Origin of the sequence: Streptomyces sp. 3214.6 (assembly GCF_900129855.1) — a bacterium.
GTDB classification, from domain to species: Bacteria; Actinomycetota; Actinomycetes; order Streptomycetales; family Streptomycetaceae; genus Streptomyces; species Streptomyces soliscabiei.
The window spans coordinates 710,210-729,352 of the sequence record NZ_LT670819.1 but is presented as its reverse complement, the minus strand read 5'-3'; the positions used below and the strand labels follow the sequence as shown (position 1 = coordinate 729,352).

At 72.1% G+C, this 19,143-nt stretch carries 15 protein-coding genes and 1 pseudogene; 6 read left to right on the top strand and 10 right to left on the bottom strand.

Annotation, left to right across the window (positions count from 1 at the left end; genetic code table 11):
- Positions 1–40: 40 nt before the first annotated feature.
- From B5557_RS03165 to B5557_RS03155, 3 genes are read right to left on the bottom strand one after another with little or no spacing between them, the layout of a single operon-like run.
- On the bottom strand, positions 41–913 hold the full coding sequence (locus B5557_RS03165) for a geranyl diphosphate 2-C-methyltransferase (protein ID WP_173877801.1): 873 nt from the start codon (positions 911–913) through the stop codon (positions 41–43).
- A gap of 56 nt (positions 914–969) precedes the next feature.
- Complete coding sequence (locus tag B5557_RS03160) at positions 970–2,010, bottom strand: family 2 encapsulin nanocompartment cargo protein terpene cyclase (RefSeq protein WP_079657658.1); 1,041 nt, start codon at positions 2,008–2,010, stop codon at positions 970–972.
- A complete protein-coding gene (locus B5557_RS03155; RefSeq protein WP_079657657.1) occupies positions 2,007–3,449 on the bottom strand; it encodes a family 2B encapsulin nanocompartment shell protein in 1,443 nt (480 codons plus the stop codon). The genes B5557_RS03160 and B5557_RS03155 overlap by 4 nt, the downstream gene beginning before the upstream one ends.
- A gap of 297 nt (positions 3,450–3,746) precedes the next feature.
- Here B5557_RS03155 and B5557_RS03150 point away from each other — a divergent pair, with 297 nt between their 5' ends.
- Entirely contained in the window at positions 3,747–4,547 is an 801-nt protein-coding gene (locus tag B5557_RS03150) for a VOC family protein (RefSeq protein ID WP_079657656.1), read from the top strand.
- 42 nt (positions 4,548–4,589) lie between these two features.
- Positions 4,590–5,288, top strand: coding sequence for a ribonuclease H family protein (locus B5557_RS03145; protein ID WP_079657655.1), 699 nt, complete (start codon positions 4,590–4,592; stop codon positions 5,286–5,288).
- Here B5557_RS03145 and B5557_RS03140 read toward each other — a convergent pair whose 3' ends face one another.
- Entirely contained in the window at positions 5,289–5,552 is a 264-nt protein-coding gene (locus tag B5557_RS03140; protein ID WP_143688284.1) for a hypothetical protein, read from the bottom strand. It abuts the gene before it with no gap.
- 172 nt (positions 5,553–5,724) lie between these two features.
- On the opposite strand from B5557_RS03140, the gene B5557_RS03135 reads away from it, so the two are divergent.
- On the top strand, positions 5,725–6,942 hold the full coding sequence (locus B5557_RS03135; RefSeq protein WP_079657653.1) for an FAD-dependent monooxygenase: 1,218 nt from the start codon (positions 5,725–5,727) through the stop codon (positions 6,940–6,942).
- Positions 6,943–6,957: 15 nt separating this feature from the next.
- On the opposite strand, the pseudogene B5557_RS03130 reads toward B5557_RS03135, so the two are convergent.
- Positions 6,958–7,425 (bottom strand): annotated as a pseudogene (locus tag B5557_RS03130) (cholesterol oxidase substrate-binding domain-containing protein); the annotation flags it as partial.
- Positions 7,426–7,670: 245 nt separating this feature from the next.
- On the opposite strand from B5557_RS03130, the gene B5557_RS03125 reads away from it, so the two are divergent.
- Complete coding sequence (locus B5557_RS03125; RefSeq protein WP_079657651.1) at positions 7,671–8,654, top strand: aldo/keto reductase; 984 nt, start codon at positions 7,671–7,673, stop codon at positions 8,652–8,654.
- 164 nt (positions 8,655–8,818) lie between these two features.
- Entirely contained in the window at positions 8,819–9,244 is a 426-nt protein-coding gene (locus tag B5557_RS03120; RefSeq protein WP_231976526.1) for a DUF6328 family protein, read from the top strand.
- A 56-nt stretch (positions 9,245–9,300) separates the two neighbouring features.
- Here the strand turns inward: B5557_RS03120 and B5557_RS03115 are convergent, their stop codons facing one another.
- Both B5557_RS03115 and B5557_RS03110 read right to left on the bottom strand, forming a co-directional pair.
- On the bottom strand, positions 9,301–10,380 hold the full coding sequence (locus tag B5557_RS03115) for a hypothetical protein (protein ID WP_079657649.1): 1,080 nt from the start codon (positions 10,378–10,380) through the stop codon (positions 9,301–9,303).
- Between the two features lie 121 nt (positions 10,381–10,501).
- The gene (locus tag B5557_RS03110) at positions 10,502–11,473 is read right to left on the bottom strand and encodes an LLM class F420-dependent oxidoreductase (RefSeq protein WP_079657648.1); all 972 of its coding nucleotides are present in this window, start codon (positions 11,471–11,473) and stop codon (positions 10,502–10,504) included.
- A 95-nt stretch (positions 11,474–11,568) separates the two neighbouring features.
- On the opposite strand from B5557_RS03110, the gene B5557_RS03105 reads away from it, so the two are divergent.
- Positions 11,569–13,035, top strand: a complete 1,467-nt coding sequence (locus tag B5557_RS03105; protein ID WP_079657647.1) for a serine hydrolase domain-containing protein — start codon at positions 11,569–11,571, stop codon at positions 13,033–13,035.
- Here the strand turns inward: B5557_RS03105 and B5557_RS03100 are convergent.
- From B5557_RS03100 to B5557_RS03090, 3 genes are all read right to left on the bottom strand, one after another.
- Positions 13,024–14,685, bottom strand: coding sequence for a serine/threonine protein kinase (locus tag B5557_RS03100; protein ID WP_079657646.1), 1,662 nt, complete (start codon positions 14,683–14,685; stop codon positions 13,024–13,026). The two genes, B5557_RS03105 and B5557_RS03100, sit on opposite strands and share 12 nt — an antisense overlap.
- A gap of 306 nt (positions 14,686–14,991) precedes the next feature.
- Positions 14,992–15,951, bottom strand: a complete 960-nt coding sequence (locus tag B5557_RS03095; protein ID WP_079657645.1) for a pyridoxal-phosphate dependent enzyme — start codon at positions 15,949–15,951, stop codon at positions 14,992–14,994.
- A gap of 183 nt (positions 15,952–16,134) precedes the next feature.
- The gene (locus B5557_RS03090) at positions 16,135–19,134 is read right to left on the bottom strand and encodes a helix-turn-helix transcriptional regulator (protein WP_079657644.1); all 3,000 of its coding nucleotides are present in this window, start codon (positions 19,132–19,134) and stop codon (positions 16,135–16,137) included.
- Positions 19,135–19,143 lie beyond the last annotated feature (9 nt).

Genomic DNA, 19,143 nt, shown 5'->3' with positions numbered 1-19,143 from the left:
CCCATTGCAGGGCGTCGACCGCCTTGCGGTCCAGCGAAATTCAGATCCGGTCGGCCGCGATCATCAGATACTGGAAGCTGCCGTTGCGGTAGGCGGTGAGGAACGTCTCCTCGATGCCGGTGACCAGGTGGTCGGCCTGACTGCGCAGCTCCCAGTAGGGGATGGCCGCCTCGGTGAGGTCCTCCACGTGGACCGGCACCAGCCGGTTGCGGGCCAGCGCCCGGAAGTAGGCCGAGCGCGGGTGGATGTCGCAGATGTAGTGGGCGTTGATGAGCGACACCTCGCGCGAGGCCTGCCCGTAGGCGTCGTTGTAGCAGCCGGTGATGACGACGTAGCGGCCGCCCCGGCGCAGCAGCCGGGCGTGCTCGGCGAACAGCAGGTCCAGCTCTACGTACATGGTCGACTCGTTGTTCCAGGACGCCGCGTAGGCGCCGGACTCCAGGCCGGTGTCCAGCATGTTGCGGTGGTGGTACCGCACCTTGTCGTCGATGCCCCGCTTGCGGGCCTGCTCGTTGGCGAACTCGGCCTGTTTCGCGGAGATGGTGACGCCGTCCGCGTAGCAGCCGTGCCGCAGGTTCGCCACGACGCTGCCGCCGCCGCGGCCGCAGCCGGCGTCGAAGACCCGGTCGGCGGGGGTCAGCCGGCCGAGCCGGGCGGCCAGCAGTTCGGCCTGGGCGTGCTCCAGCCGGTGCAGTTCGGCGGTGAGCCGCTCGCGGCGCAGTTCGGGGTCGGGCTCGTCGAGCACGGTCCAGTCGGCCGCGCCGATGCCGTAGTGATGGTGGTAGAGGTCGTCGATCCTGCCGAGTTCGAGATTGACCGGGTTCTCCTCGGCGTTCCAGTAGTCCGCGACACGGTTCTGGTAGATCGACTGGGTCGGGAGCTGGACGGTCTCGGTCATGGCGTCGGGGGTCATGGTCAACGGTGGCTCCTCAGGATGCGGAATGTGACGATCTGTCAAGACAGCGCTGGTCACCAGTAGTCGGGCAGGTGATAGCGATGGGTGTTGGTGGCGTGCCACTCGTGGTTGCCGGCCACCCAGTCCGACAGCCCCTGGAGATAGCGCCCCACGAGCGGCGACATGGCCGCCAGGACGGTCGACTCCTCCTCGAACGCCTCCATCACCTCGTTGTGGATCTCGACGGCGCGCAGATAGCCGGCCTTCAGACCACAGCGGCCATGGGCGGCCACGACCTGCGGCAGATTGAGGTGGCTGGGATCGGAGGCCAGTTCCTTGGTGAAGGAGTACAGGTCGTTGACGATGGTGGTGGCGTTGCAGGCCAGTGCCGTGACCCGCTGGATCTCCGGGCGGGCGTACAGCTGCTCGGGCAGTTCGTAGCCGTCGACCGCGTCCACCAGGGACAGACAAGGCCGGAAGTTGTTGAACTGTCGCATGACCAGGTACTCCCAGACCTGCGGCCGGTACCGGGTCTCGCTCCAGGCGGCCTCGGCGAGGTAGCCCAGGTGCAGCCGCGCCATGTCGTGCACGAACCGGCCGGTCTGGCTGGGGGTGGCGAAGGCCGCGTAGTCCTTGAGCGCCCAGTAGTAGGAGCGCAGCGGACCGTCGGCCTGCATGCCCCGCTCCCACTCCTGCTGGAAGCCGGGCGGGCCGTGGAAGGGGTCCAGCGCCGACTGCGCGAGAACCAGCCGCCCGCCGAGGCCGCTGCGGGAGGCGCCCCGACCCTCGTCCTCCTCGCAATAGCAGCTGTCGACCATGTTCTCCGCCAGCAGCAGCTTCCCGGCCGCCGTCAACCGGTCCAGGTCGAACGCGCCCGGGTGCTGGAGCACGACGGCGCGCCCCACCTGGAACCCCGCGAAGTCGCCGTCCCAGGCCGGCGGGAACAGATCGAGACCCCGCGCCCACTCCTCCAGCCGACGGTCGACCTCCGCCGTCTTCACCGGGTCGGCGGGGGCGACCTCCCGGTATCGCAGCCCGGGAATGGTGCCCTGGCGACGGGCCCGGATGCCTGCGGCGAGGCTCGGCGGCCCGGGCAGTGTGTAGCCCGTGCTCATTCGGCCGTCCGGCCGATCTGGACGTTCTCCAGGACCCCGGCCGCGTCGGGGACGAGCAGCGCCATCGAGTAGTAGGCGGTGACCAGGTAGCGGATGATCGAGTTGCCGTCGATCCCCATGAACCGTGCGTTCAGGCCGGGCTGGAACTCCTCCGGGATGCCCGTTTGGTACAGGCCCACGACACCCTGGTCGGCCTCGCCGGTGCGCAGCGCGATGATGCTGCTGGTGTGCTGCTCGGAGATCGGGATCTTGTTGCAGGGGAAGATGGGCACCCCGCGCCAGGCCGGGATCTCGTGTCCCTCGACGGTGGCCGTGCCGGGCACCAGACCCCGCCGGTTGCACTGCCGGAAGAACGCCGCGATCGCCTTCGGGTGGGCGAGGAAAAGCTTGGTCTTGCGCCGCATCGACAGCAGCTCGTCCATGTCGTCCGGGGTGGGCGGCCCGGTGAAGGAGCTCACCCGCTGCCCGTAGTCGATGTTGTGCAGCAGCCCGAACTGCCGGTTGTTCACCAGCTCCCACTCCTGGCGTTCCCGGATCTCCTCGACGGTGAGCCGGAGCTGCTGCTGGGTCTGGTCCATCGGGTGGTTGTAGAGGTCGGCGACCCTGGTGTGCACCTTCAACACGGTCTGGGTCAGCGACAACTCGTACTCGCGCGGCGAGAGTTCGTAGTCGACGAAGCCCGCCCCCAGCGTCGGCTCGCCCACATGGCCGGCCTGGATCGGCAGCTCGGCCTCGCCCTTACGGTTCATGGGCCGCCGCTGCAGCTCGGCGTACGCCGACAGATGCGCCGCGAGCGACGGCACCCGGTCCACGAACTCCCGCAGCACGTGCCAGGGCAGTGCGAGGAGCACACCCGAGGTGTCCGCGCGCACCGAGGTCAGCCACAGCGGGTCGTCCTGGCCGACGGCCTCGTCACCGAGCTGGTCGCCGCCGGACACCACCCCGACGATCTCCTCCTCGCCGTACTTGCCGGAGGTGAAGCGGGTGAACCGGCCGTGCACGACGAGATACGCCTCGGTCACGGGCTGACCGGCCTCGAAGATCACCTGGCCGGCCCGGACCTCCCGGGGCTGGAAGCGCGACGACAGTTCCCTCAGCGTCCCGTTGTCGGAGTAGCCGCGCAGCACGGGCAGCTCGGTCAGGGTTTCCGGAATCACCCGGACGTCGTCCCCGCCGTTCTGCTCGAACTGCACCCGCCCCCGGCCGACCTTGAGCTGCAGGCGTCGGTTGACACGGTACGTTCCGCCCTTGACGTCCACCCACGGCAGCCTGCGCAGCAGCCAGCGCGAGCTGATCGCCTGCATCTGGGGCTCTGACTTGTGGGTGGTGGCGAGCTGGCGGGCCGCCTGGGTGCTGAGACTGGTGAGCTGTCCGTTGGCGGAGGGCTCGGAGTCGGGCTCGTCGAGGGTGGAACCGGTGGCACTGTCCGGTGTGGACACATTCCCTCCAGGAAGATCGGTTCGGTGACGCGGGCACCAGCCAAGCACTCTCCGTGACGGGCGGGAACGGCGTGTAAGGGGCGGATGTGTGCGCCAGAAGGTGCAAACCGTGTGGATGATGCAGAAGGCGCATCGCGTGCCGTCGGGTGTCCGGGGGAGTGCCCCCGCACGCCGGTGATCAGGGGGATTGGGAGGCGCCGTTCACCGGGACGGAGCAACGGGTTCGGCGCGCGCGCCGACGGCCGGGTGACTAGCGTGAGGAACCGGACAATCCATCTCATCGGGAGGGCCGCGGTCATGGCGGTACGACCAGAGGGAGCCCCTTGCTGGGCCGACGCGATGTTCAGTGATCTGGAGGGCGCCAAGCGCTTCTACGGCGAGGTCCTCGGCTGGACCTTCGGCGAGGCGTCGTCGGAGTACGGGAACTACACCCAGGCCTACGCCGACGGCAAGGCGGTCGCCGCCGTCGTCCCGCCGATGCCCGGCCAGGAGGGCCCCTCGCAGTGGTGCCTGTACCTCGCCTCCCCGGACGCCGAGGCGACCGCCCGCAAGATCCGTGACAACGGCGGCGAGGTGCTGATGGAGCCGATGAAGGTCGGCGACTTCGGCACGATGTGCCTGGGGCGCGAGCCCGGCGGTGCCGTCTTCGGCGTGTGGCAGGCGGGCGTCCACGAGGGCTTCGAGGCGCCGCCCGAGCAGCCGGGCGCGTTCTGCTGGGCCGAGTTCTTCACCCGTGAACCGCACAAGACGGACACGTTCCTGCCGGCGGTGTTCTCGTACACGGCCAAGCAGCTCCAGGACGACTCGGTCGACTTCCGCCTGTTCGAGATCGGCGGCGACATGGTCCTCGGCCGGATGAAGATGACGGAGGAGTTCCCGCCCGAGGTGCCCTCGTACGTCAACCTCTACTTCACCGTCGACAACTGCGACGACGCCGTGGCCCGGGCCACCAAGCTGGGCGGCGTGCTGCGCTTCGGCCCGATGGACACCCCGTTCGGACGGTTCGCCGCGATCAGCGACCCGCAGGGCGCGAACTTCTCGGTGATCGACGTCACCACCACCGCGGGCGAGATGCCGCAGACCGAGGACGTGTCCTAGGCGCGTCCCGGGCGGGGGCCGGGGGCCCCGTTCGGCCATGGCATGATCGTGCGCATGCGTGAACGAGTGGTGGCCGCGTGCGACGGGGCTTCGAAGGGAAACCCGGGACCGGCGGGCTGGGCGTGGGTGGTGGCGGACGAGACGGAGACGCCGGCCCGCTGGGAGGCGGGCCCGCTCGGCACGGCCACCAACAACGTCGCCGAACTCACCGCGCTGGAACGCCTGTTGGCGTCGACCGACCCGACCGTGCCGCTCGAGATCCGGATGGACTCGCAGTACGCGATGAAGGCCGTCACCACCTGGCTGCCCGGCTGGAAGCGCAACGGCTGGAAGACGTCCGCCGGGAAGCCGGTCGCCAACCAGGAGCTCGTCGTCCGCATCGACGAACTGCTCGACGGTCGCTCGGTCGACTTCCGCTACGTGCCCGCTCACCAGGTCGACGGCGACCCGCTCAATGACTTCGCCGACCGTGCCGCAAGCCAGGCGGCGAGCGTCCAGCAGCCGGCCGGCAGCGACCAGGGCTCCCCGGCGCCACCGGCCTCGCCGGACACCCCCAAGCCGAAGTCCGCCCGCGCCGCAGGGAGCAAGTCCCCCCGGCGCGGAGGGAGTTCGTCGTCCCGCACGCTCAAGGCCAAGTTCCCCGGCCGCTGCGTCTGCGGCCGGGGTTACGCGGCAGGCGAGCAGATCGCCAAGAACCCGCAGGGCTGGGGCCACCCGGAGTGCCGCGGCGCCGAGGCCTGATCAGGCGTCGAAGGTGTAGTGGGCCGTGCGGTCGAGCAGGGCCGCCGGGGTCGTGTCGTTCCACGGCTTCATCGTCTCGTCCGGGGTCGGCGCGTCCGGCGCCCACAGCGAGGCGCGCGTCGACCGGTCGACCGAGCAGTCCCGCCGTGGTGATGACCGCTCCCGGCGGCAGGCCGGCCCTGTATCCGGCGGCCGACCGGACACCGGCGGCTCAACAAAGATGATCTTGTCGTTCCCGGGGCTCGCGCGAGACGGAACGGGCAATTCCTTTCCGTGGCGCCGCCACTTCCGGTGGACTTTCGCGCGCCGGCATCCCGCTCGTGGTGTGGCTCACATGGGAAAACTGGCGCGATCGGGCAGGCGGGGCGTCCGTCGGCGGATACCGCACCCTGCTACCCTGCGTCGTCAATCCACCACGTCCGGTTAATTCCTAGGGGTGCGCGTGAAGGTCGCCTGTGTCGGCGGCGGGCCCGCCGGCCTGTATCTCTCGATCCTGCTCAAGCGGCAGGACCCGTCCCACGACATCACCGTCCACGAGCGCGACCCGGAGGGCTCGACCTACGGGTGGGGCGTCACCTACTGGCAGGGACTCCTCGACAGGCTCCGCGCCTGCGACCCCGAGTCGGCGGACGCGATCGACGAGAACTCCGTCCGCTGGAACGAAGGGGTCGCACACGTAAGGGATCTGGCGACCCGTCAGCCCGGCGACGAGGGGCACGGCATCGGCCGGCACAAGCTGCTGGAGATCCTCGCCGCCCGCGCCCGCGCACTCGGCGTACGGATCGAGTACGAGAGCGAGATCACCGCCGAGAACCTGCCGGCCGCCGACCTCGTCGTGGCCTGCGACGGCGTCCACAGCGCCCTGCGCACCCGCCACGCGGACGACTTCGGCGCCGCACTCGCACCGGGCCGCAACTCCTACGTCTGGCTCGGCACCACCAAGGTCTTCGACTCCTTCACCTTCGCCTTCGTGGAGACCGAGCACGGCTGGATCTGGTGCTACGGCTACCCTTTCAGCTCCGAGCAGAGCACCTGCGTGATCGAGTGCGCCCCCGAGACCCTCGCCGGGCTCGGCCTCGACCGGGCGAGCGAGGGCGACGGCCTTGCCGACCTGGAGAAGCTCTTCGCGCACATCCTCGACGGTCACCCCCTCATCGGCCGCGCGTCCGCCGCAGGCGGCGCCCAGTGGCTGACCTTCCGCACCCTCACCAACCGCACCTGGCACCGCGACAACCTCGTCCTCCTCGGCGACGCCGCGCACACCACCCACTACTCCATCGGCGCCGGCACCACCCTCGCCCTGGAGGACGCCATCGCCCTCGTCGACGCCCTGCGCGGGAGCACCGACCTCCGGCAGGCCCTCGCCCGCTACGAACAGGAACGCAAGTCCGCCCTGCTCTCCCCGCAGAGCGCCGCCCGCTACAGCGCCCAGTGGTACGAGAACCTCACCCGCTACATCGACCTGCCCCCGGAGCAGATGTTCGCCCTGCTCGGGCAGCGCCACTCGCCGCTGCTGCCCTATGTGCCGCCCCAGCTGTACTACCGGCTCGACCGGGCCGCCGGGCGACTGGAGGCCCTGCGCCGCTTCAAACGCTGGCTGGGCCCGAAGCTGGCGCGCGGCGCGCACACCCGGGCGTTGGCCTCCCGCGACTAGTCGGGAATCCGCGGCCTAGGGGAACAGCCGACCGTGCAGTGGGGCGCGGAACACCCGGTGCGGGTCCAGCCGTTCGAGCGTGTCCGCCGCCTCGTCCCATGCGGAACCGAAGGACTCCGGCACTGCCGTCCCCAGCACCTCCACGTCGCTCCACGCGGCCTCGTGGGTGTATCCCCAGCCCTTGGACCACTCCACCCGGGTGAGCGCGTGCGTGCCGTCGTAGGCCGCGAGCAGGAAGCGCTCCAGCTCGCGGTAGAAGGCATCCGCGTACGGCGTCCCCGGCAGCGTCAGAACGTCCAGCCAGACGGCCGTGTCCCACTCGGGGTGGTCGGGGTCGGGCCGCAGCGCGGAGAGCGACGGCGTCCGGGCGCCGGTGAGTTCGGCTTCGGCCGGGTCGTCGAGACCGGTCACCCGGATCTCCACCGACCCGTTGACGGGGAAACGGCCCAGGGCGGCGTACGCGGCCAGCCGCTCGCGGTAGAAGCACCAGGACGGGGACGGCGGCCAGGGTCGCGGCCGCGGTGCGCAGAAAGCCGCGGCGGGTCCAGGAGGGGTTACCCGGCTGATGGTTGCTCACTGAACGATCAGTCACGGGCTCACGCTAGGTGCCCGTCGGCCCATGCGACCGCCCTGTCGAACACCGTCACTCTTGTGGGTGAATGATTCACAGATGGCGGCACGGAGCGGCCCGTTCCGCACCCGGTCACCCCGGATGACAGACTGACCTCATGGACGAGCGCGAATTCGGTAGGTCTGGTCAGCACGCATCCGTCGTCGGTCTCGGCACCTGGCAACTGGGTGCCGACTGGGGAGACGTCGACGACAAGGAGGCCCTGACGGTTCTGGAGGCGGCCGCCGAGTCGGGCGTCACCTTCTTCGACACCGCCGACGTCTACGGCGACGGACGCAGCGAGCAGACCATCGCCGCCTTCCTGAGCGGCCGGCCCGACCTGCACGTGCTGGTCGCCACCAAGATGGGCCGCCGGGTCGAACAGATCCCCGAGAACTACGTCCTGGACAACTTCCGTGCCTGGAACGACCGTTCCCGCCGCAACCTCGGCGTCGACCGCATCGACCTGGTCCAGCTGCACTGCCCGCCCAGCCCCGTCTACTCCAGCGACGAGGTCTTCGACGCCCTCGACACCCTCGTCGAGGAGGAGCGCATCGCGCACTACGGCGTCAGCGTGGAGACCTGCGCCGAGGCCCTCACCGCGATCGCCCGGCCGGGCGTGGCCAGCGTGCAGATCATCCTCAACCCGTTCCGCCTGAAGCCCCTGTACGAGGTGCTCCCGGCGGCCCGCGAGGCAGGCGTCGGCATCATCGCCCGCGTCCCGCTCGCCTCCGGACTGCTCTCGGGCAAGTACACCGAGGACACCGTCTTCCCGGAGAACGACCACCGCACCTACAACCGGCACGGCGAGGCCTTCGACCAGGGCGAGACCTTCTCCGGCGTCGACTACGCCACCGGCGTCCGGGCCGCCGTCGAGTTCGCGGCCCTCGCCCCCGAGGGGTACACCCCGGCCCAGCTGGCGCTGCGCTGGATCATCCAGCAGCCCGGTGTGACCACCGTGATCCCGGGCGCCCGCTCGGCCGAGCAGGCCCGCGCCAACGCGGCCGCCGCCAAGCTCCCGGAGCTCTCCGGCGAGACCCTCGCCGCCGTCCGCGACCTGTACGACCGGCGTATCAAGGAGCAGGTCGAGGGACGCTGGTAGGCCACCCGGGCGGTGATCGAGGGACGATCGCCGCCCACGGGGTACTCGCCGGGAGGGAGCACCGAGGAGGTACTCGGACCGGCGGAGGAGGCCACGTGACGGACACGGCGGGAGCCGAACGGCGCAGGGGACGCGACGAGACCGAGGAGGAGCGCGCCGACCGCATGTGGGGCGAGCTCATCCAGGAGGTCCGCGTCGCCCAGACCGGCGTGCAGATCCTCTTCGGTTTCCTGCTGACCGTGGTGTTCACTCAGCGTTACCCCGAGCTGTCCCACACCGACCAGGTCATCTACATCGTGACCGTCTGTCTGGGCGCCTGCTCGACCGGCGCGCTCATCGGCCCCGTCTCCCTGCACCGTCTGGTCGCCGGGCGACGGGTGAAGCCGCAGGCGGTGCGGTGGGCGTCCCGGCTGACCCTGGTCGGCCTGATCCTGCTGCTCGCCACCATGACCGCCTCGCTGCTGCTGATCCTGCGCGTGGCCACCCACGACGACTACGTGCCCTGGCTGGTCTCCGGCGTGGTCACGTGGTACGCGCTGTGCTGGTTCGTACTCCCGCTGTGGACTCGGCACCGCTATACGACACAGTGACGCCGGGTGCGGGGACGCACGCCGGCGCCGGACGCCCGGCGCCACGGCTGCCCGCCCTACGGCTGCTCGCCTGCGGGCGCGTCGCCGCGTGCACCGCGCAGCGCGGTGATGCAGCTGCCGATCGCCTGCTGGAGTTCCTCCAGTTGCTGCACCATGTCGTCCTCGTAGAAGTCCTGTGCGTCGACGTCGTCGAAGGTGAGCTCCTCGAACACCTTCGTCGCCCGCTGCAGACTGCTGTAGAACTTCGTGCGCCGTTCCTGGACGCGCAGCTCGGGATCGGCCTCCACGGTCTCAACGACGAGGTGCTTCATCGTGTCGTAGGCCTCGGCGGCCCACTCGCCGGCGTCCTCGTGGTCGTCCAGCTCGTCGAGCAGCGAGAGGTGCCGTTCGGCCTCCTGCCGCAGCTCGACGGGAGCGTCGATGGTCTGCCCGGCGGGCGTCTTCACCTGGCCGGACTCGGCGATCTGACGGACGTAGCCGATCCGGTCGGCCGAGCGGCTCTCGGTCGCCACGGCCTTCTTGAGGTCGTCGGTGCGCACGACGTCACGGGCCAGCTCGGCCTGGAGGTCCGGGTCTTCCTTGATGCGGTCCAGGAGCGCGGCGCGGGCCGCCCGGGCGGTCGAGGGATCCGCGAGGATCGCGGCCCGCAGGGCGGTGGGGTTCTCCGCCACCTCCAGCGCCTTCGTCGGGCGGATGCCCTCGGCCTCGGCGGCCTCCGCGATGGCGGTGCCGCGCTCGGAGGCGGCACTGGAACGCGAGACGTAGTAGGTGAGCCACACCTCGGCGTCCGGCAGTTCGACCTCCTGGCCCGGCGCCAGCTCCTCGAAGTGCGGGACGAGACCGTCGTCGGCGGCCCGGTCCCAGGCCTTGTAGTAGCGCATGACGCGCTCGGGGGAGCACCCGGCCAGCTCGGCGAACTCCTTCGCCGACACCTTCGGCGTCTCGTCCACGCTCTGCCCGCCCGGTCGGACGCTGCGCGCCACCATCAGGCCGAAGGCCCACCCGCCGGTCCGCGCGTAGACGCCGAACTCCCGGGCGTCGCGCGCCACGAGGTCGGACAGGGGCGCGGGCGTGGCGGCGGACGCCTCGGAGGATGTTTTGGCGGGCGTCTCGGGCAGGTCGATCGCCAGGGTCACGGATGACTCTCCTCTGCGGGCTGCTGAACATAGGATCGGCACTGCGGGAGTGCAGACCGGCAGCCTATATGGGCCCATTGGCGATGCTTTGACAGACCCGCGTGCGGGGTGTGGCAGCCCGTCAGCCGAGGGCGTCGCGCAGTGCGGGCAGCAGGGTCTTCTCCGCCCAGTCCAGGTAGGCGGGCTGCGAGTCGCCGCCGATCTGTACCAGGGCGATCTCGGTGAACCCGGCTTCGGCGTACGGGCGTACGGCCTCGACGAAGTCGTCCGGATCGTCACCGCAGGGGATCGCCGAGGCGACGTCGTCCGGTGTCACGAACTGGGTGGCCGACTCGAAGGAGTCCGGGTGCGGCAGTTCGGAGTTCACCTTCCAGCCGTTGCCGAACCAGCGGAACTGGGCGTGCGCCCGCTTCACGGCCGTGTCCCGGTCGGGGTCGTGGCAGACCGGGAGCTGTCCCACGCGCGGCTTGCCCTGGCCGCCGTGCCGGTCGAACGCCTCCAGCAGACCGGCCTCGGGCTCGGTGGCGATCACCAGATCGCCCAGCCTGCCCGCCAGTTCGCAGGACTGCTCGCCGGAGACGGCGATGCCGATCGGCGGCGGCTCGTCGGGCAGATCCCACAGCCGGGCCGAGTCCACGTCGTAGTGGGTGCCGTGCCGAGTCACGTGTCCGCCCCCGAACAGCGCGCGGATGATCACCACCGCCTCCTCCAGCATCTCGTGCCGCACATCCACCGGAGGCCAACCGCCGCCCACCACATGCTCGTTGAGGTTCTCCCCGGCGCCGAGCCCCAGCCGGAAGCGCCCCTCGGACAGCAGCTGCATCGTCGCCGCCTTCTGCGCCACCACCGCCGGGTGGTAGCGGAAGGACGGACATGTCACATACGTCATCAGCGGAATGCGCGACGTGGCGTGGGCGGCGGCTCCGAGCACGCTCCACGCGTACGGTGAGTGCCCCTGCGCGCGCAGCCAGGGGAAGTAGTGGTCCGACGTCACCGAGAAGTCGAAACCCACCTCCTCGGCGCGCACCACGTGGTCGACCAGGTCACGAGGGCCGGCCTGCTCGGTCATCATCGTGTATCCGATTCGCACCATAGGACCCGAGTCCCCGGCCGCCGGGGGAGGAAACGGGCCACCGGTGACCTGAAAAGACCGTCGATGATCGTCGGCCGTCCGGGCAGGATGCAGGTATGAGCGAGCGCCCACTGCCTTCGAGTACCCCGTCCGCCGAGGGCGTCGACGCCTCCGGCGTCCTCGCCTTCCTCGACGCCGTGGAGGCGGCCGGGATCATCGAGCCGCACAGCCTGATGATCCTGCGCCACGGACGGCTCGTCGCCTCCGGCTGGTGGGAGCCGTACACCCCAGACCGGCTCCACCTGCTGTACTCGCTGAGCAAGAGCTTCACGTCGACGGCCGCCGGGTTCGCCGTCGCCGAGGGACTCATCGACCTCGACGACCCGGTTCTCTCGTACTTCCCGGAGCTCGACGCGGACATCACCGACCCGCGCAGCCGCGCGATGCTGGTGCGGCACGTGGCGGCGATGGCGAGCGGGCACGAGGCGGAGACCTACGACCGGGCGCGCGCTCTCGACCACGACGACCCGGTCCGCGGCTTCCTGCTGCTGCCGCCCGACCGCGACCCGGGAACCGTGTTCGCGTACAACCAGCCCGCCACCTTCACGCTCGCCGCGATCCTGCAGCGCGTCACGGGCCAGTCGCTCACCGCCTATCTGCGGCCGCGCCTGCTGGACCCGCTCGGCATCGGCGAGGTCGCCTGGCTCACCGACCGGTCCGGGCGCGAGCTCGGCTTCAGCGGTCTGCACGGCACCACCGACGCGATCGCCCGGCTGGGGCAGCTGTACCTGGACGAGGGAGTGTGGGACGGCGAGCGGCTGCTGTCGCTGGAGTGGGTCGCCGAGGCGACGCGCGAGCAGGTGGCCACGGCGCCTGGCGCGGCCGCCGACGCGGACCGCCTGGACTGGGACCGGGGCTACGGCTTCCAGTTCTGGCGCTCCCGGCACGGCTACCGCGGCGACGGCGCCTACGGACAGTTCTGCCTCATCCTGCCCGAGCATGACGCCGTGATCGCCACGACCGCGGCGACGAACGACATGCAGGCTCTGCTCACCCTCGTCTGGGAGCACCTGCTGCCCGCGTTCCGGCCGCAGCCGCTGACCGGCCGCGAGGACGCCGACGCGGCCCTCGCACAGCGCCTGGCCCGGCTCGCGCTCCCCCCGGCCGCCGGGAAACCGGCACCGCCGGAGCGGGACGGGGAGTGGTCGGCCGCCGCGTTCACACCGCACGGCGGTGTCTGCGCGGCCCTGCCGAAGCTGACCGGCGCCGCGGTGACCGGGGGCCCGGACGGCTGGTCGCTGAGTCTTGTCGAGGAACCGGGCGGCACGCGACTGGAGGCGCCCCTGGGCTCCGGCGGCTGGCAGGTGACCGACGAGCCGCTGCCCATCGCCGTGAGCGGCGGGTGGACCGACGGCGACACCCTCGCCGCGCACCTCGTGTTCCTCGAGACCCCGCACCGCCTGCGGGTGACGTGCTCCCTCGCCGAGCGGACCTTCACCGCCCACTGGGACACGGAGCCCCTGCACGGCGGCGCGCTGCGCTCCATGCGCGCCCCACGGCCGTCGGGACGCTCAGGCGGCTGAACCCGGCCGGAAGGTCCGCAGGAACGTGTCCAGGGCCTGCCGGTTCGCGCTCTTGTCCCAGTCCGCGGCGGGCGTCGTCCAGCGCAGCGAGAAACTGCGGTGCCCGCCGAGGAGGAAGCCCCGGCCGAACGTGCGCACCTGTGTGCCGTCGACGTCCTGGAGCCACTCCATGTCGGCGGCCTTGTACCCCTGGTACGTCCTCGCCTCGATGTCGCCGAGCCGCCGGAAACCGTCGGCCTTCCTCAGGTTGGGCTCGACCTCGTCGCGCCAGATGGCCACCGGGTCCGGTCCGGCGCTCTCGCTGTAGGTCACCGCGAGGGTGCGCGGGTCGCCGGCCGCCCCGAAGGTGATCCGGTACGCCTGATCGGCGCCGCGCGCCGTTTCCAGCCGTTTCCAGCCCGCGGGCAGGGCGACCGAGAACCCCTCGGGCGCACGGTAGACGCGGAAACCGTCCGGGAGGGCGTCGGGGGAGGCCGACGGCGGTGCCGAGGCGGGTGCCGAAGGAGAGGCGTCCGGGGACGTGCTGGGGGACGGACGGCCCGAAGGGGTCGGTGGCGCGGTCGGAGTCGGCGTCGCGGGGGCTCTGTCACCGGCGTCCTCGCTCGGCGGCCCGGCGGACGCGGACGGCCGGGCCTGCGCGCCGCCCGACGCCGTGTCGTCGCTGTCCGGCAACTGGTGGGTCACGGCGAGCGCGGCGACCGCCACGGTGACCACGGCCAGCGCCGTCCCGGCCGCCATGGCCCGGCCGCTCCACTGCGGACCGATGTGCCGGGCCGCCGCGCAGGCCCGCTTCAGCTTGGGGGCCGGCATCACCCCGTGCGGGTCCTCGTCCAGCACCCGGGTGAGGGACTCTCGTACGACCGTCCGGGTCAGCCGCTCCCGGGAGTCCTTGCGCAGCAGCCCCTGCACGGTTCCGGTGAGCGGGCCCGCGCGCAGCGGGGTGCGCAGCGGCAGCCGGTCCACGCCCTTCAGCGTGCTCTCGGGCCGGTCCCGGTCCCGGTACGGCGGCCGCCCTTCGACCATCGTGTAGAGGATCGCGCCCAGCGCCCACAGGTCGGCCGCCGGACCGATCCGCTCGTCCCGGGCCTGCTCGGGCGAGGCGTACGACGGCGCCGCCACCCGTGGGGCGAGGGTCGCGCCCGCCAGTCCGAAGCCGGTGAGGACGAGCGGGCCCCGGGCCCGCAGGAAGACCTGGCCGGGGCTCAGCTCGCCGTGGGTGATGCCCTCACCGTGCGCGGTCTCGAGCACGTCGAGCAGCTCCAGCCCGATCGCCGCGGCCCGTGCCGGAGTGAACGCCCCCTTCTGCGCGAGGAGTTGCCCCAGCGGCAGGCCGTCGATCCACTCGGTGACGGTCCACAGCGAACCCTCCTCCTGCACGGCGTCGACGACCGTGGCAATCCGGCCGGGGCACAGCCGCGCCACCGTCTCCGACATCCGCAGGACCCGGTCGGCGGCCTGGCGTGCTTTCTCCTCGCCCTGATCGGGGGGCAGCCCGATCCTGGTGACCAGGCACGGCCGCGCGGCCCCGGTGTCCTCGACGTACTCGCCGTACCAGCTGACGCGGTTCGTCTCCTGGTGGACGACGTCGAGCAGCCGGTACCTCCCGGCGACCAACTCGTGCGTGGAGACGTGCGTCTTGACCATGGCCATCCCTCGCTGAACCGCCGGTACTCACCCTTGCCCATGGGTACGACCGGCGAGAGGGGGTCCGTTCAATTGGAAGGCAACTCCGACGGGATTCCTGTCTTTCATTCAAAAGGTCGACCGTATGGGCCGAAGACATGTGCGAGAAAAGGGAATTGCCGGGGTGAGTCCGGGGACCGTCCAGCGGTGTAACCAGCGGTAAACAGGCCGCCGACGGCCCCCCGGGGATCCCGGAAACGAGGTTTTCGGCCACGGTTCCATTCCTGCCCGGCCGCCACTCGGCCGGATTTTCCCTATCCCGGCCGAGCGGTCTCAGTGCAGCCCGAACCGATCCATCCAGGCCCTCATGTCCGCGGCCGCGGCATTGCCCCCGCAGACCACCAACCCCAGCCGGGCGCCGTCCCCTACCCGTTCCACGACCTGCCGGGCCGCGGGCAGGAGGCAGCCGGCCGCCGGTTCGGTCCACACCTTGGCGTGCTCGGCGAGCTCCAGGCAGCCCCGCACGGCCTCCCGGTCGGGCACCACCAGCACCTCCTCGACCAGAGCGCTGACATGGTCGTACGTCAGCTGCGAGACACTGGGCGCGCTGAGGGTGGAGACGATCGACGACAGCTCCACCTGCACCGGGCCGCCCGCCGCCAGCGCCTCCGACATCGCTTGCGCGCCCTCGGTCTCCACACCCCAGATCCGCAACGCCGGGCGGCGGGCGCGCAGGGCCGCGGCGACACCGGAGATGAGGCCACCACCCCCGATGCTCACCAGGACGTCCGTCAGCTCACCGGCATCGGCGGCGAACTCCAGGCCCACCGTGCCCTGCCCCGCGACGACCACCGGATCGTCGAACGGGTGCACCAGCGTGAAGCCCTCCTCCCGCAGGCGCTCCGCCAGCGTGAACGCGCCGCCCATTGTGTCGGTCAGCCGCACCGAGGCGCCGGTCGCCGCCACGATCTCGACGGAACGGGCGGGCGCCGAACGCGGCATCACGACCGTGGCCTTCACATCCAGCGCGGCCGCCATGACCGCGAGCGCGATCCCGTGGTTCCCGCCGCTCACGGCCACGACCCCCGCCGCCCGCTCGGCCTCGCTCAACGACAGCAGCTTCGCCGTCGCCCCGCGCGCCTTGAACGAGCCGGTGCGCTGGAGAAGCTCCAGCTTCATCGTGACGGGAACGCCGAGCAGCGCCGACAGGCCCGGGCTCGGCACGGTCGGGGTACGGACGAGATGTCCGGCGATCCGCTCGACCACGCCTTCGATGTCCGAGATACCGATCAAGGCAATCACCCTTCCGACGCGGGAGAGGAGGACGTACCGCGCCTGGTCTTGTCGCACCCTGACGGGGCATCGCCCGGCAGGTCAACTCGGCCATGGTCCTGGGGACGTCGGCGCGGTGACCGCCCGGGCAGCCGTCAAGGTGACGGCCCCCGCCGGCCGCCGCGCGCCCCGGCCGGGGGCGGATCAGCCGGACGCGCCGAGTTCGGGTTCGAGGAGCCGCTCGCGATAGGCGATCGTCACGGCCTCCGTACGGCTCGCCGCGCCCAGCTTGGCGAGGATGTTGGAGACGTGGACGCTCGCCGTTTTGCCGCTGATGAACAGCTCCTCGCCGATCTGCCGGTTGCTGCGGCCGAGCCCGAGCAGCCGCAGGACGTCCTGCTCGCGGGCCGTCAGGGTGAGCGAACGGTCCCGGCCGCCGGACGGGCCGTGGGCGAGCCGCCCACGCCGGATCAGGGCGTCCACCCGCTCCAGCAGGGGCGTGGCGCCCAGTCGTACGGCCGTGTCCCGGGCGGCGCGGGCCTCGAGGCCCGCTTCCTCGCGCCGGTCGGCCGCCAACAGGGCCTCTGCGTACCGCAGTCGGCAGCGGGCGAGTTCATAGGCGTCGCCGTAGTCGAACGCCGCGACCGTCCTCTCCCAGGCCGCCGGGTCCGGCCCCGTCGTGGCCCACGCGCACTCGGCCTCGGCGCGGGCCAGCCAGGCGTGGCCCTCCGGGCCCTGGGGCAGACCGGTCTCGCCGCGCAGGGTCACCGCCCGCGCCGGTTCCAGGAGCTCGGCGGCCACGGCCGACCAGCGGCGGGCCGCCCTCTCGTCGCCGGTGAGCCTGGCCCCCGCGGCCGCGTCGGCGACCGCCGTGAGGGCGAGCGCGGTGAGCCGGACCAGGACGTCCGGGCGCGTCCCCGACTCGTCCATGAGGGAGTCGACGGTGGACCGCAGCTGCGCCACCGCAGCCTCGGCGTCCCCGCTCTGCGCCGCCGCGTCGGTCAGCACATTGCCCGCCACCAGCGCGGCCATCCAGTCGAAAGGCCCCTCCAGCAGGGCCCGGGCGCGCTCGACGACGCTCTTCTCGCCGCGGGCGAGGGCCACATAGAGGGCCGGCCCCACCGCGAACCCACCCGAGGCCGGCAGCACCGCCAGGTCGGTGGCCGCCGTGCGCACACACTCGTCCCAGCGGCCCAGCGTGTAGAGCACCAGCAGGTGCAGATGCCGCATCCCCAGCGGATACGGCGAGGACAGCAGCCCGGCCCGGCGGGCGCGGTCCAGGCCCTCGGCCAGCCAGGGCAGGCACTCCTGCGGCTCCCCGGCCTCGTAGGCGCCGATCGCCAGGGTGAACAGGGCCCGCATCTCCACCGGGGCGTTGCCCCCGCGGCGGGCCAGTTCACGCGCCTCCTTCAGGCGCGCGCGGCCTTCGGGGGAGCGGCGGCCGTCCCCCTCCAGGTTGGCCAGGGAGACCAGGAGGTCGGCCCGCGCGTCCGTCAGATCCAGCTGCTCGGCGACGGGCAGCGCCTGGCGGGCGATGCGCAGGGCGCTCTCCGTGTCGCCGACCTGACGCGCCGCCAGCACGTGGGTGGCCGCGGCCCACACCCACGTCGGCGACGGCGGTTCGGCGGGGATCATCGCGAGGGCCTCGCTGCTGTAGGCGAACGCCGCCGACTGACGGTCGACGCCCATGAGGGTGCCCGCGAGCGTGTACCGCACCCGGGCGGCGAGTTCGGAGTCGGCGTCCTGGCCGACGCCCGCGAGCGCGGCGCGGGTCAGGGAGACCGCGCGGTGCGCCTCCCCGGCGTGCGCGGCAGCCGCCGAGGCGCGCAGCATCAGCGTGACCCGGTGGGTCCCCCCGCCCTCGCCCGACGGCAGAGCCGAGGCGGGCACCGACTGCCACAGGTCGAGGACGGCTTCCAGATGGTGGAGCTCCTCGGCGGGAGCCCCGACGTGCTGGGCGTGGTCGGCGGCCTCCAGGGAGGCGGCGAGGGCCTCGCCCAGGTCGTGGCTCTCGCGGTGGTGGTGGGCCCGCTCGGCGGCCGTCTCGGCACGGTGCGGCCGGCCCGCCAGCAGGCGGGCGAACGCACCGTGGAGCCGGGAGCGTTCACCCGGGAGCAGGTCGGCGTAGACCGCCTCGCGGGCGAGGGCGTGCCGGAACGCGTAGGTGCCGTCGTCGGCCGCGACCAGGAGCTGGTGGCCCACGGCCTCGCGCAGCGCCGACTCCAGTTCGTCCTCCGGCAGCCCCACCGCGTCCCGCAGCAGGTCGTGCTCCACGCGTCGGCCGGCGACGGCGGCGGTCCGCAGCACCTGCTGGGCGGTGTCGGGGAGCTGCTCGACCCGGATGAGCAGCAGGTCCGCCAGCCCGCTGGGCATGCCGCCGGCCTCGGTGTCCGAGGCCGCGAGCAGCTCCTCCGCGTAGAAGGCGTTGCCCTCGGCGCGCGCCACGATCCGGCGCACCGTGGCCTCCGGCAGCGGCCGGTCCTCCAGGGCGCGCACCAGGCGGGCCACCTCGGCGTCCGCCAGCGGCCGCAGCTCCAGCCGGTCCACGGCCGGCAGCCGCACCAGCTCGGCCAGCAGCGGACGCAACGGATGCCTGCGGTGCAGGTCGTCCGCGCGGTACGAGGCCAGCACCGCCAGCCGGTGACCCGGCCCGTTGCCCGTCGGGCGCTGCAGAAAGCCCCGGCTGAGCAGGAAGCGCAGCAGGTCCCGGGAGGACTGGTCGGCCCAGTGCAGGTCCTCCAGGACGAGAAGCAGCGGCGCGACCTCCGACAGGTCGGCGAGCAGTCCCGCCATCCCTTCGAGCAGCCTCAGCCGGCCGCCCTCACCGCCCGCCCGCGCGGCGGGGGCCGCGTCCTCGCGCACCGCGTCCGGCCCCGCGCCCAGCAGCCGGTCCACGACCGGGTGCGCGGCGAGGACGTCGGCGAACCGCTCGTCGGCGGCGAGCCCGCCCAGGATCTCCGTGAACGGCAGATAGGGCAGGCCCACGTCACCGAGGTCGACGCAGTGTCCCGTCAGCACCGTCGTCCCCGTGCGCGCGGCCCGCGCGGCGACCTCGTCCAGCACCCGTGTCTTGCCGACGCCGGCGTCCCCGGCGATCAGCACCGCGCGCGCCTCACCGCCCCGGGCGCGGTCGAGCACGCCGGAGAGCCGGGCGAGCTCTTCCTCCCGGCCGATGAACGGAGTGGCGAACACTGTCTGTTGCACGGCTCCATC

What these genes read in the sequence shown, in the direction of transcription:
- B5557_RS03165 (WP_173877801.1), bottom strand. Translation starts at nt 913, where the DNA reads ATGACCCCCGACGCCATGACCGAGACCGTCCAGCTCCCGACCCAGTCG.
- B5557_RS03160 (WP_079657658.1), bottom strand. Translation starts at nt 2,010, where the DNA reads ATGAGCACGGGCTACACACTGCCCGGGCCGCCGAGCCTCGCCGCAGGC.
- B5557_RS03150 (WP_079657656.1), top strand. Translation starts at nt 3,747, where the DNA reads ATGGCGGTACGACCAGAGGGAGCCCCTTGCTGGGCCGACGCGATGTTC.
- B5557_RS03145 (WP_079657655.1), top strand. Translation starts at nt 4,590, where the DNA reads ATGATCGTGCGCATGCGTGAACGAGTGGTGGCCGCGTGCGACGGGGCT.
- B5557_RS03125 (WP_079657651.1), top strand. Translation starts at nt 7,671, where the DNA reads ATGGACGAGCGCGAATTCGGTAGGTCTGGTCAGCACGCATCCGTCGTC.
- B5557_RS03120 (WP_231976526.1), top strand. Translation starts at nt 8,819, where the DNA reads ATGTGGGGCGAGCTCATCCAGGAGGTCCGCGTCGCCCAGACCGGCGTG.
- B5557_RS03110 (WP_079657648.1), bottom strand. Translation starts at nt 11,473, where the DNA reads ATGGTGCGAATCGGATACACGATGATGACCGAGCAGGCCGGCCCTCGT.
- B5557_RS03105 (WP_079657647.1), top strand. Translation starts at nt 11,569, where the DNA reads ATGAGCGAGCGCCCACTGCCTTCGAGTACCCCGTCCGCCGAGGGCGTC.
- B5557_RS03100 (WP_079657646.1), bottom strand. Translation starts at nt 14,685, where the DNA reads ATGGCCATGGTCAAGACGCACGTCTCCACGCACGAGTTGGTCGCCGGG.